This window comes from Maricaulis virginensis (assembly GCF_027922185.1).
GTDB lineage: Bacteria > Pseudomonadota > Alphaproteobacteria > Caulobacterales > Maricaulaceae > Maricaulis > Maricaulis virginensis.
Genome location: NZ_BSFE01000008.1, coordinates 131,749 through 143,241 on the forward strand (window position 1 = coordinate 131,749; position 11,493 = coordinate 143,241).

The 11,493-nt window shown below is 66.9% G+C and carries 12 protein-coding genes; all 12 read right to left on the reverse strand.

Translation table 11 applies throughout. The features are described from left to right. Nucleotides 1–1,142: 1,142 nt before the first annotated feature. The 12 genes from PKE71_RS13710 to PKE71_RS13765 all read right to left on the reverse strand — a co-directional run bounded on the left by PKE71_RS13710 (nucleotide 1,143) and on the right by PKE71_RS13765 (nucleotide 11,200). Nucleotides 1,143–1,649 (reverse strand): RNA pyrophosphohydrolase, encoded by a 507-nt coding sequence (locus PKE71_RS13710; RefSeq protein WP_271187555.1) that lies wholly within the window; start codon nucleotides 1,647–1,649, stop codon nucleotides 1,143–1,145. Beyond that, on the reverse strand, nucleotides 1,649–2,989 hold the full coding sequence (locus PKE71_RS13715) for a divergent polysaccharide deacetylase family protein (RefSeq protein WP_271187556.1): 1,341 nt from the start codon (nucleotides 2,987–2,989) through the stop codon (nucleotides 1,649–1,651). The genes PKE71_RS13710 and PKE71_RS13715 overlap by 1 nt, the downstream gene beginning before the upstream one ends. A 152-nt stretch (nucleotides 2,990–3,141) precedes the next feature. Beyond that, on the reverse strand, nucleotides 3,142–4,452 hold the full coding sequence (locus tag PKE71_RS13720; protein WP_271187557.1) for a S41 family peptidase: 1,311 nt from the start codon (nucleotides 4,450–4,452) through the stop codon (nucleotides 3,142–3,144). A 44-nt stretch (nucleotides 4,453–4,496) separates the two neighbouring features. After that, complete coding sequence (locus PKE71_RS13725) at nucleotides 4,497–5,708, reverse strand: murein hydrolase activator EnvC family protein (RefSeq protein WP_271187558.1); 1,212 nt, start codon at nucleotides 5,706–5,708, stop codon at nucleotides 4,497–4,499. 30 nt (nucleotides 5,709–5,738) lie between these two features. Continuing rightward, nucleotides 5,739–6,209, reverse strand: coding sequence for a 23S rRNA (pseudouridine(1915)-N(3))-methyltransferase RlmH (rlmH, locus tag PKE71_RS13730; RefSeq protein ID WP_271187559.1), 471 nt, complete (start codon nucleotides 6,207–6,209; stop codon nucleotides 5,739–5,741). Then, nucleotides 6,210–6,659: a ribosome silencing factor gene (gene rsfS, locus PKE71_RS13735; RefSeq protein ID WP_271187560.1), complete on the reverse strand. Its 450-nt coding sequence runs from the start codon at nucleotides 6,657–6,659 to the stop codon at nucleotides 6,210–6,212. Nucleotides 6,660–6,725: 66 nt separating this feature from the next. Next, nucleotides 6,726–7,337 carry a nicotinate-nucleotide adenylyltransferase gene (locus PKE71_RS13740; protein WP_271187561.1) on the reverse strand — a complete coding sequence of 204 codons (612 nt, stop codon included), beginning with the start codon at nucleotides 7,335–7,337 and terminating at the stop codon, nucleotides 6,726–6,728. Beyond that, nucleotides 7,334–8,452 (reverse strand): glutamate 5-kinase, encoded by a 1,119-nt coding sequence (gene proB, locus PKE71_RS13745; RefSeq protein WP_271187562.1) that lies wholly within the window; start codon nucleotides 8,450–8,452, stop codon nucleotides 7,334–7,336. The genes PKE71_RS13740 and proB overlap by 4 nt, the downstream gene beginning before the upstream one ends. Continuing rightward, on the reverse strand, nucleotides 8,449–9,495 hold the full coding sequence (obgE, locus tag PKE71_RS13750) for a GTPase ObgE (RefSeq protein ID WP_271187563.1): 1,047 nt from the start codon (nucleotides 9,493–9,495) through the stop codon (nucleotides 8,449–8,451). Before obgE ends, proB begins: the two co-directional genes overlap by 4 nt. An 89-nt stretch (nucleotides 9,496–9,584) precedes the next feature. Beyond that, nucleotides 9,585–10,112, reverse strand: a complete 528-nt coding sequence (locus tag PKE71_RS13755; RefSeq protein ID WP_271187564.1) for a GNAT family N-acetyltransferase — start codon at nucleotides 10,110–10,112, stop codon at nucleotides 9,585–9,587. A gap of 117 nt (nucleotides 10,113–10,229) precedes the next feature. Further along, the gene (rpmA, locus tag PKE71_RS13760) at nucleotides 10,230–10,499 is read right to left on the reverse strand and encodes a 50S ribosomal protein L27 (protein ID WP_138510969.1); all 270 of its coding nucleotides are present in this window, start codon (nucleotides 10,497–10,499) and stop codon (nucleotides 10,230–10,232) included. Between the two features lie 20 nt (nucleotides 10,500–10,519). Next, on the reverse strand, nucleotides 10,520–11,200 hold the full coding sequence (locus tag PKE71_RS13765) for a 50S ribosomal protein L21 (protein WP_271187565.1): 681 nt from the start codon (nucleotides 11,198–11,200) through the stop codon (nucleotides 10,520–10,522). Between the last annotated feature and the right edge of the window lie 293 nt (nucleotides 11,201–11,493).

Below are 11,493 nucleotides of genomic sequence, written 5' to 3' on the forward strand. Positions count from 1 at the left end.
TTCCGCCTGTTCCACACGTAACAAACGGCCGGCGGAGCGATCCGCCGGCCGTTTTGCTTTTTCCTTCTCCCCATCCGGGGAGAGAGGGTGGGCGAAGCTGCTCCACGCCCCGAATACCACCCTGTTTTTCCCGGCCACCCGCCTTCGCGGGCGCAGGCTTCCGCCCGGCGAAGGCCGGGCGGAGTGCCGGGATCTAGGGGAAGCTCATCGCTTGGAGTGACCCGCGGTTGGTCCCGGATCTGCGGCCCGCTTCCGCGGGCCTTCGTCCGGGAAAAATGAGAGCGTTGGAAGAGAAGGCACCAACGCTCCAACAAGCACCGTCACCCTGACGAAAGTCAGGGCCCAGTTCATAGAGCGCGGTGGTCGCGATCTCGCACTTATCCCTCACATCGCCGACATTCGATCTGAGCCCGCCTGGCCAAAATCTCCCTTTACGATCTGGATCCTGACTTTCGTCAGGATGACGGTTTGTGGGACCTGGGCCGGAAACTTGTCCCCGCCCGCTCATTTGCCCTTACCATCGTCATCGGTTTCCGGGATGGGAGGCATGAGCTCAGTCCCTTGTGCCCGGGAGCGTGCGGAGCTCGTCCGCGCCTGGTGGGTGACAGCATCAGGCTCCGGCGTGGCCATCTGCGGGGACACCGGCACAAAGCTCGACCGGAGCGTGCCTGCAGGTTTCGAGACGGGGCCCGCAAGGGACCCGGGTAAATCTCCGCGTGCGGGATGCCCCGGGCATCACCACCAAACCTTCAAATCGGACACGATGTCCGCCGTGCATCCCGCACCCCTCTCATATCTCCAGGGCGCAAGCTCGTGGAGGGTTTCGTGCTGACACGCCTTTCCTCCCCATTTCATGGGGAGGGGGACCCGCGAAGCGGGGGAGGGGTGCCGCGCCAGCGGCGATGTGTCAGCGACAGGCTCCACCGCCTCCCGGCGCTTCGCGCCGGCCCCTTCGACCCCTCCTTCGCCAGGGCTATGGAGGGCCCACTTCCCCACAAGGTGGGGAAGAAAGAGAGAGTGACGCTTTCCCCGGACTTGTTCCGGGGCCCAGTGGCATTTCGGGAGGAGGCTCCTCCAGACCCCGGCACGGGGGCCGGGGGAAGTGGAGTCTGGGTGGGAGAGAAGAGAAAGTGCGGCGCGCGTCAGCGTGACGGCACGGCAAACTTCGCGAAGGCGGTCGCGACCTGTTCGTAGACCTCGCGCTTCCAGGGGATGATCAGGCCGGGGATTTCGTCGAGATTGCCCCAGCGCCAGGCGTCGAACTCGACCTCGCCATGCTGTTCCAGGTCGATATCGGCGTCCGGACCGGCAAAGCGCAGGGCGAACCAGCGCTGTTTCTGGCCGAGATGACGTTTCTTGTGAAACTTCGGATCCTCGCGCACGTCGGGCGGATAATCATAGGCCAGCCAGCCGGGAATCTCGCCGATGATGGAAACGCTGGCGGCAGAAATGCCGGTCTCTTCCTCGAGCTCGCGCAGGGCGGCCGTTTCGGGCGCTTCGCCGGGATCGATCCCGCCTTGCGGCAATTGCCAGTTCCAGGGCGGCGGCGTGCCTTCGCGGCGGCCCAGCCAGACCTGGCCGGCGGCATTGAAGAGCGCGATGCCGACATTGGCGCGGTGATGGGGCCAGATATCCTCCGCGCAGGCCATCAGTGATGCCCGCTGGAGGCAGCGGGGGCGTGATCCTCGGCGCTCGCCGTGCGTCGCGGGGCGGCCGCCGATGGCGGCGGGGTTTCGGGCTGCGACTCGGCGGCGAGCCGGGCTTCCAGGCGCCGCCGCGCCATCACGGCAGACGGCGGAGCGAGCTGGTAGCCGCGCATGTCCAGATTGGCCGCCCAGTCGCGCACTTGCTCGACGGTGGCCGGATAGGCGAAACCGGTGCCCAGGGCGGCGCCGTTCTGGATCGCCAGGGCTTCAAGCGCCAGCAGGCGTTCATCGATCGAGGCCGGGCTGGGATCCTCGTCGAGAATACGGTCGGCGATGGCGTACTCGATATCGGTCGCATTGGCGGCGGCCTCGATCGTCGAGCGGCGACCGGCGCCGTCATGCAGGAAGGCGACGCCGCGCTGCTCCAGCGTGTCGAAGACCTGGCGCAGGGCGTCCTGGGAGGCCGAGAAACGGGCGCCGAGATAATTGGTCACGCCGAAATAGCCGGTCGTGCGGCTGAGCAGCCAGGCGAGGCGGCGGCCGTTCTCCTCGGCAGCGCCGTCGGCCAGCAGGGTGTGCGGACCGGGATCGTTATTGGGATAGTCGAAGGGCTCCATCGGCGCCTCGATCAGCACTTCATGACCGGCGGCGCGGGCCCGGTCGATCCAGGCCTGGAGGTCCTCGGTATAGGGCGCGAAGCTGAGCGCGACCTCGGGCGGCAGCTCGTCGATCGCAGCCTGGGTGACGGTGCGGTTCAGCCCCATGCCGCCGACGACAATGGCGATGGTCGGAGCGGCCGGGTCGCCGTGGAAGGGCCGGGCATAGGCGCGCGAGGGGCGCGTGCCGTCGGGACCGATCACGGGCAGCAGGCCGCCCGGGCCCGGCTCGGTCAGCCCCGCAACCGGTGCGGCGCGCAGGGCATTCGGATTGGCCTGACCGGTCGACGCAGCGTGTCGGGCCTCGGCATCGGCCGGATCGGATCCGCCAGGCGCGGACGGCGCGGCGTGGCCGGCGGCCGAAGCGCTGTTCGGGGAGCCACCGAAACCGTCGCGCACGCCGGCGAGGCTCGCATCGGCGTGGTCTTCCGGTTCCAGGAAGCGGATCGGCCGCTCGTCAGCGCCATGATCATTGCGCAGGCCGTCATGACCGGCCTCGGCCGTCTGCTGCGGCAGGGTGACCGGCTCGAACCCGCCACGGGCGGCGGGCGGTGCCGTATCGGCCTCGCCGAACAGGGCGACACCGGCAATGACCAGCGAGAACAGACCGGCCGTCGCCAGTCCCGCGATCACGGGCGCGCGGATGGTCAACAGCGGCTGGGCGTGGCGAAGAACGGCGGTCGTCATGGCTTCGGGCCTGTCAGGCAAATCCACAAGGGTCCGGCAAGGCACGGACGCATTCGCTGCCTATGTGATCGATTCGGCCGTAAAAAACAGTTAACGGCGCCCCCCTTCCGGAAGGCGCCGCCAACAATTTGTCATGGCAGGCGGCAGAGCCGCTATTGCAGCGCGGCCTGCTGGCTTTCCATCGTGCTGCGCAGGATCTCCAGCGCCCGGTGGAGCTGGTAGTCCTCGTCTTCCGACCAGTCGGCCGGCGGCTGTTCGACCGAGGCGATATCGGTCTCGGCCCGGTGATCGCCATTCTCGTTCTCCAGCGCGCCCGGCAGGTCGGCCTCGGAGGCAATTTCCGGCACCTCGTGCTCTTCATCCTCTTCCAGCGCCCAGGCGGAAATCTGGGTGTCCGGAATGATGCCGGTCGCCTGGATGGAGCGGCCGGCCGGCGTATAGTAACGGCCCGTGGTGAGGCGCAGGGCGCCATCGCGGCCGCCGCGCAGCGGGATGATGGTCTGCACCGAACCCTTGCCGAAACTGGTCATGCCGACGAGTTCGGCGCGTTCGCGGTCCTGCAGGGCACCGGCGACAATCTCCGCCGCACTGGCCGAGCCCTCATTGATCAGCACCACGATCGGGGCGCCGTTCAGCCGGTCGCCCGGGCGGGCATTATAGCGCTGGGTGTCGCGCGGATCGCGGGTGCGGGTGGACACCACTTCGCCGCCGTCCAGGAAGATGTCGGTCACGCCGATCGCCTGGTCCAGCAGGCCGCCCGGATTGTAGCGCATGTCCAGGATCAGGCCCGGCAGCGGTGCGCCATATTCGTCCTCGAGCTCGGAGATGCCTTCCTGCACCATTTCGGTGGTGCGCTCGTTGAAGCCGGCGATGCGCATATAGGGCACGCCCTCTTCAAGGCGGGTCGCGACGGTGCGCAGCGGAATGGTGTCGCGCACCAGCGTCACATCGAACGGATCTTCGTCCTCGCGGGCAACGGTGATGGTGACCGGCTCGCCGACCGCGCCGCGCATCAGGGCGACCGCATCGTCGACCGAGATGCCGACAATGCTCTCGCCATCGACGGCGATAATCTTGTCATTGGTGCGCAGGCCGGCGCGTTCGGCCGGCGTGTCGGAGATCGGCGAGACGATGGTGATGAAATCGTCGCGGCGCGTCACTTCCATGCCCAGACCGCCATATTCACCGCGGGTGGAGACACGCAGGTCCTCGTAGCTGTCGGGATTATGATAGGTCGAGTGCGGGTCGAGCGAGGTCAGCATGCCTTCGATGGCGGCCTCGATCAGCTGGGCCTGGTCAGTGTCGGAAACATAGTCCGACTCCACCCGGCTGAGCACATCGCCGAAGAGCTCCAGCTGGCGGAAGGTTTCCGCTCGATTGTCCTGGCTGCCCTCGGCCGAGACCGCGATGGCCACCGCGCCTACAGCGAAGGCAACCATCGAAGCGAAGACATTGATACGCATGCGAGCTCGCGTCCTTTGAGCGCGATAGTCCTGTGCTGGCGAGGTCACCGGCTCCGCAGCCACGGGGCCGGATCGATCGCCACTCCGTCACGTCGCAGCTCCAGATACAAATCCGGTGCCGGTTGGGACTGGTCGGGCATCGCGCCGACGGGTTCGCCCGCCAGGACACTCTGACCCACGCTGGCATAGGTCACCGCCATGCCAGCCAGTACGATATAGTAGTCATCGCCGACATTGAGTATCAAGAGACCGCCGTATGTGTTGAACGGTCCCGCGAACTCCACACGGGCGTCGAAGGGCGAGATTACCTGTGCCCGCGGCCGGGTCCGAATGAAAATTCCTTCAGACGCTGTGCCATCTTCGCTCACCTGACCGAAGCCGCGTTCGATCTCGCCGGCGGCGGGCGGGCGCAACCGGCCCCGCGCATCGGCAAAGCGCAGGGTTTCCAGCGGCGTCACGGGAACCCGGGCCGAGACCAGTTCACGTGGCGGCCGGATGCGCGGTTCGGGAACGGCGTCCTCGATCTCGCGCCGGCGCGGGCTGACCGTGGGAACCACCTCCGCCATGCGCGACAGCTCGCCGATCAGGCTGCGGATCGAGCGGGCGCGCTCGCCGGCAGAACTCGAAGCTTCCAGCAGGGCCACAGCCTCATTGCGGCGCCGGGCTTCCAGCGCGCGGCGTTCGGCAATCAGGGCCTGCAGTTCCAGACGCTGGCCGGCCAGCGTATCCTCGGTCAGGGCAAGCGCGGTCTGCTCGCTTTCGATATCGGCGCGAAGGGTGCGCAATTCGTCCAGCTGGACGGAAAGCGCCTCGGCCCGTTGCTGGAGAGCGGGTGCGACCTCCGCCATCAGCGCCGCCGCGCGGGCAGCATCCGCCGCATCGTCGGGGGCCGCCAGCACGGCCGGCGGGGTCTGGCTTTCGATCCGCTGGATCGCTGCCAGCAGGCCGATCAGGGCCTCCCGGTTCTCGCCGAGCCGGGCGAGGAGATCCGTCTCGCGGGCCTGCAGATCGTCGAGCGAGGCCTGGGCTTCCAGCGCCGCCTGCTCGCTGGCGCCGACGCGCTGGCCCAGCTCGACCAGCTGGCGCTGCATCAGGGCCACTTCGGTCGCCAAGTCCTCGGCCTGTCTCTGCATCGCCTCGGCACGGGCCGCGGCTTCGCGCTCTTCTTCCTCAAGACGCGCGGCTTCCTCCGGATCCGGCGGCACGTCGCCGGTCTGGGTCTGCATCAGGACGAGGGCAGCAATGAAGCTCAGCATGATGCCGGACGCGGGTCAGGGGTCATCGGTTCAGTCGCGGTGATAGGGCGTCCCGGCCAGGATCGAGACGGCCCGGTAAATCTGTTCGGCCAGCATCACACGGACCAGCTTGTGCGGCCAGACGGCAGGTCCGAAAGCGAGGATCAGATCGGGTTGGGGCAATTGGGTGCGGTCATGCCCGTCGGCACCGCCGATGCAGAACACGGCTTCGCGCACGCCCTCATCGCGCCAGCGGCCCAGCGTGCTGGCGAAATCGCGCGAGGTCATCGCCTTGCCGCGCTCGTCCATCAGTACCAGCTTGCAGCCGGCCGGCAGGGACCCGGCCAGCGCGCGGCTCTCGTCGCTGGCCGATGTCAGGGACCGGTTGTCGATTTCCTGTTCGCCCGCGGGACCCAGGCCGATCGCCCGGCCGGTCGCGCTCGCCCGCTCGATATAGGTATCGACGAGTTCGCGTTCGGGCCCGGCCTTAATGCGGCCGAGCGCTGCGATGGTGAGTTTCACCTACCGGGCCGTGGCTTCCGGCGATGCGGTGGCGTCGGGGTCGACGGACCACATCTTTTCCAGATTGTAGAAGCTGCGCACTTCCGGCCGGAACAGGTGGACGATGACGTCGCCGGCATCGATCAGCACCCAGTCACAGGTCTGCAGGCCCTCGACCCGGGCCTTGCCCTGGCCGTGCTCCTTGAGCTTGCGCACAAGGTGATCGGCCAGCGCGCTGACATGCCGCGCCGACCGCCCGGAGGCGACGATCATGATATCGGTGACGGAAGATTTGCCACGCAGGTCGATAGCCACGACCTCTTCGGCCTTGTCGTCTTCCAGCGAGTCGAGAATGAGTGTCTCGAGTTCCTCGACATGCGCATCATCGCCGGTGACGCGAACTGCAGCGGCCGTTTCTTGCTCTTTACGGCGCGATAATTCCGTAGACAGGGCTGGTGTCCTCTCTGACATCCAAAAACAAACACGTCTTTCATAGCACGCTTTGCTGCCGCGTTCGAGACGCCAATCCGCGCTGAATCAGGGCTTCCGCGTGCTCCGGCGGCGCAGCGCGGTGGAGGAGTGCGGATGATAGGGTTCGGTCAGATAGGTCCAGGCCGGTGCCGCACAGCCGGCCAGGTGCCGGGCCTGGTCCTCATTGAGCCGGTCGCGGGCATGGATCTGCACGGCCGGTGACAGGCGGGCGCGCACCGCATCGGTCGGACGGGATACGACGGCGATCGGATAGCTCGCGAAAATCTCGCGCCAATGGCCCCAGCGGTGGATGCTGGACAGGTTGTCGGCGCCCATGATCCAGACAAAGCGCACATCCGGATACCGGCGTTTCAGTGCGCGCATCAGGTCGACGGTGCGATTGATCCCGAGCCGGGCCTCGATATCGCTGACCACCATGCGCGGTTCGCTGGCCAATCCGGCAACGGCATTCATACGCCGGGCGAGATCGCCGGCCTGGCGCCGCTTCAGCGGATTTTGCGGCGAGACCAGCCACCAGACGCGATGCAGGTTGAGGCGGCGCATTGCCGTGCGGGCCACATGCAGGTGGCCGGCATGGGGCGGATCGAACGTGCCGCCGAACAGGCCGACACGCATGCCCGGCGCCAGGAGTTCGGATTTCAGCGGCGGCGATCTCATGACGCCTCCCGCTCGAGCACGAGATCGTCGACATGAACAAGCGCGGCCGCCCGGCGATAGCCCAGCCGGGTTTCGATCTCCTCGGTGCGGCAGCCGGCAATCAGCCGCGCATCGGCGGCGCTGTAGGCGCACACGCCGCGACCGACCAGCAAGCCTTCAGGACCGAGAATGCGCACCGTCTCGCCACGCTCGAACCGTCCGGAGACGGAGGTGACGCCGACGGGCAAGAGCGATTTTCCCGCCCGCAGCGCGGCTGCGGCGCCGGCATCGACATGGATTTCCCCGGTCGGGCTTTCGGCGCCGGCGATCCAGCTTTCACGGGCGCTCGATGCCGTCCGGGCCGGGTGAAACCAGCTGCCATGGGCGGCGTCGCGCAGGCTGACCAGCGGATGCGGTGCCGTGCCCAGCGCGATCGCCGTGGCGCAGCCCGAGCGCCCGGCCAGCTCGGCCGCGAGGATTTTCGTGCGCATGCCGCCCGTTCCCACCGCAGCCCGGGCATTCGCTTCACCGGCCATCGCGCGGATGCGGTCGTCGATCACGGGGATATCGTGCAGGCAGACGGCGCCAGGGTGCTTGCGCGGATCGGCGTCGTAAAGCCCGTCGATATCGGACAGGAGGACCAGAAGGTCGGCACCGATCAGCTGGGCAACGCGGGCGGCCAGCCGGTCATTATCGCCATAGCGGATCTCGTCAGTGGCGATCGTGTCATTCTCGTTGACGACGGGCACGGCATTGAGTTCGACCAGCGTGTTGAGCGTCGCCCGGGCATTGAGCCAGGAGCGCCGGTTCTCGGTGACATCCAGCGTCATCAGGGCCTGGGCAGCCGTCAGCCCGTGCGGCTCAAGGGCTGCGTCCCAGGCAGCCAGCAGGCGCGGTTGCCCGGCGGCCGCGGCGGCTTGCTTCTGTTCCAGAGACAGGACGGGCTGGGTGAGGCCGAGGCGCGACCGGCCCAGCGCGACAGCGCCGGACGACACGATCACCACGCGGCAGCCCCGGGCATGCAATTGGGCGATGTCGTCCGCGATCGCAGTCAGAACGGCGGGGCCGCCCTGCAGCAATGAGGAGCCGACCTTGACGACCAGCGTGCCGACGGCGTCGAAAGCAGGCCGTGTCACGGCGTCCAGCCGTCCTCGCCGGCTTGCGCTTCGCGGGCGGCCTCAATGCGGCGGTTTTCCAGGACAACATCCCAGGCCTTGCCGCAGATCTCCTTGATGCCGGTGCCGGCCACGCCGGAAATCCGCATGACCTTGCGGCCGCTGACCGCTTCGAGTGCGGCGACCTTTTCCGCGATATCGTCCTCGCTCATCGCGTCGATCTTGTTGAGCGCCAGGATTTCCGTCTTCGTGTCGAGCCCGGCACCATAGGCTTCCAGCTCGCCGCGCACCGTCGCGTAGGCGGCTGCGACATCCTCCTGGGTACCGTCGACCAGATGGATCAGCGAGGCGCAACGTTCGATATGACCCAGGAAACGGTCGCCGATACCGGCGCCTTCGTGCGCGCCCTCGATCAGGCCGGGAATGTCGGCGACAATAAAGCGCGAGCCCGGACCCAGATCGACCACGCCCAGATGCGGGTAGAGTGTGGTGAAGGGATAGGCCGCGATCTTGGGATGGGCGCGCGAGACGACCGACAGGAAGGTCGACTTGCCGGCATTGGGCAGTCCGACCAGGCCGACATCGGCGATCAGCTTCAGCCGCAGCCACACCCAGCGCTCCTCGCCGGGAAAGCCCGGTGTCGATTTGCGCGGCGCCTGGTTGGTCGAGGACTTGTAGCGGGCATTGCCCTTGCCGCCATCGCCGCCGCGCGCCAGCAGCACGCGCTGGCCCACTTCGGTGAGGTCGGCGAGAATTTCCTCCTTGTCCTCGTCAAGGATCTGCGTGCCCGCCGGCACTAGCAGCACCACGTCCTCGCCGCCGGCGCCGGTGCGGTTCTTGCCCATGCCGTGCTGACCGGTATCGGCCTTGAAGTGCTGCTTGTAGCGGTAGTCGATCAGCGTGTTCAGCCCGTCCACGGCCTCCACCCACACATCGCCGCCCTTGCCGCCATCGCCGCCATCGGGACCGCCATATTCCACATAGGCCTCGCGCCGGAAGGACACGCACCCCGCGCCCCCGTTTCCGGAGCGGACATAGACTTTGGCCTGGTCGAGGAATTTCATGATGAAGGCTTCTTGGCTGCAGCGTCAGTTTGAACCGGATGTCCTTATAGGAAAACCCGGTGAAGATCAGTGGCTTTGTGCGGTGGTCCCTAAACCGTCGCTTCCCACACCATGTCGAGACTGCGTGCCCTGGCCATGCGGGCCATGGCGAACAGGTGCTCCGCCTTGCCCGTATAGCCAAAGCCCAGCTTTTCCAGCACGCGGCCCGAAGCCGGGTTGTCGTCATAATGGCCGGCAATGAGGCGGGATGCGCCCAGCGTCTGCGTGCCCAGCGCGACCAGGGCCTGCCCGATCTCGGTGGCAAATCCCTGACCCCACCAGGGTCGGCCGATCCAGTAGCCGATCTCCCAGTCGGCATTCGGCGTACGCCGGAACACGCCGCCGCCGCCGATGACGGCACCTTCGTGCTCGACCGTGAGCGACTGGTTGCCCTGCGGCGTCCAGGCCGCGCGGGTGATCAGCACCCACATCTCCGCGCCCAGCGACGGGTAGGGGTGGGGGATGCGGGCGGTGTTCTTCGCCACATCATATTCGCCGCAATAGCGGGATATGGCGGGGGCATCGTCCAGCTCGGGCAGTCTGAGCAGGCATCTGGCCGTTTCGATCCGGGGTCCCATGGCCCGGCCCTCCGGGGGAAAGAAAAAGGGGAGGCGGTGGCCCGTCTCCCCTTTTTGCGCGTCTGGCGCTTCCGGACCCCGCTTTACACGGTCGGCCCGGCTATGTCCCGGACCGCCTTACTCGGCTGCGTCGGCAATCGGTTCAACCGATACGAAAGCCTTGCCGCCGGATTTCTTGGCGAACTTCACGCGGCCTTCGGTAAGGGCGAAAAGGGTGTGGTCCTTGCCCATGCCGACATTGGCACCCGGATTCACCTTGGTGCCGCGCTGGCGCACGATGATGTTGCCCGGAATGACCGTCTGGCCACCGAACTTCTTGACGCCAAGGCGCCGGCCTTCTGAGTCGCGACCGTTACGGGACGAGCCGCCTGCCTTTTTGTGAGCCATGGAATAGCCCTCCTATAACGTTACGCGAGCGACTTGGCCGCTTCGATCCAGTTGTTAGCTTCAGCCTTGGCCTTCAGACCGGAGACGGTCTCGTTCAGGCTGTCCAGGTCGGCTTCGGTCCACGCCGCGATCTGGGCGAAGGACGTCACGCCGGCTTCGTTGAGCTTCTTGGCGAAAGCCGGGCCGACACCGTCCAGCTGGGTCAGGTCGTCATTGCCGGCCTTGGCAGCAGCCTTCTTCGGAGCCGCCTTGGGCGCTTCGGTCTTGGCTTCAGCCTTCGGAGCTGCAGCTTTCTTCGGGGCAGCCTTGGCCTTCGGAGCCGCGTCGGCCTTGTCGGCCGTCTTCGGCGCAGCCGTGGTCGACTTCAGCTTCGTCTTGGCGGTTTCGCCCGGCGCCACGATTTCCGCGATGCGCACGAGCGAGCCCCACTGACGGTGGCCCTTGGTGCGGCGGTAGTTCTGGCGGCGGCGCTTCTTGAAGACGAGAATCTTGCGGGCGCGGTTGGTGTCCAGCAGCTCGCCGATCACCTGGGCACCGTCGACGAGCGGCGAACCGACCGTGACACCCTTGTCCGAGCCGAGCATCAGCACGTCGCCCAGCGCCATCGTGTCGCCGGCAGCGCCGTCGATCTTCTCGATGCGAATTTCGTCTCCGGCGGCGACGCGGTACTGCTTACCGCCGGTCTTGATCACTGCAAACATGATCTCTCGATCCTTTTCTGCGACACGTCCGGCCCTTGTCTGGCGGGTCCGGCGGGTCCTTTTTCTTCACTCCGTATGCCCGGAGCGTTGTTCACTGTTTATGGGCCCGCACAGACGGGTCCGTGCGAGCAGGAGCGGGCGTTATACGCATGCGCAGCTAGGAGTCAATCGCGCCCTCGCTGTCGGCACAGCCGTATGTCGTTTCTCACACCGTTGTTCAGCAGGGTTTTGAGCCTTGTCGCTGGCGGTTGCCTGTTGAGAGCATAGTGCGGTCTGGCTGTGTTGTACCAGTG

Bases quoted from the DNA above. Each gene is read 5' to 3' on its own strand.
- PKE71_RS13725 (WP_271187558.1), bottom strand. From the start codon at position 5,708: ATGCTGAGCTTCATTGCTGCCCTCGTCCTGATGCAGACCCAGACCGGC.
- PKE71_RS13765 (WP_271187565.1), bottom strand. From the start codon at position 11,200: ATGTTTGCAGTGATCAAGACCGGCGGTAAGCAGTACCGCGTCGCCGCC.
- rsfS (WP_271187560.1), bottom strand. From the start codon at position 6,659: ATGTCAGAGAGGACACCAGCCCTGTCTACGGAATTATCGCGCCGTAAA.
- PKE71_RS13740 (WP_271187561.1), bottom strand. From the start codon at position 7,337: ATGAGATCGCCGCCGCTGAAATCCGAACTCCTGGCGCCGGGCATGCGT.
- PKE71_RS13720 (WP_271187557.1), bottom strand. From the start codon at position 4,452: ATGCGTATCAATGTCTTCGCTTCGATGGTTGCCTTCGCTGTAGGCGCG.
- rpmA (WP_138510969.1), bottom strand. From the start codon at position 10,499: ATGGCTCACAAAAAGGCAGGCGGCTCGTCCCGTAACGGTCGCGACTCA.
- PKE71_RS13755 (WP_271187564.1), bottom strand. From the start codon at position 10,112: ATGGGACCCCGGATCGAAACGGCCAGATGCCTGCTCAGACTGCCCGAG.
- PKE71_RS13710 (WP_271187555.1), bottom strand. From the start codon at position 1,649: ATGGCCTGCGCGGAGGATATCTGGCCCCATCACCGCGCCAATGTCGGC.
- PKE71_RS13715 (WP_271187556.1), bottom strand. From the start codon at position 2,989: ATGACGACCGCCGTTCTTCGCCACGCCCAGCCGCTGTTGACCATCCGC.
- obgE (WP_271187563.1), bottom strand. From the start codon at position 9,495: ATGAAATTCCTCGACCAGGCCAAAGTCTATGTCCGCTCCGGAAACGGG.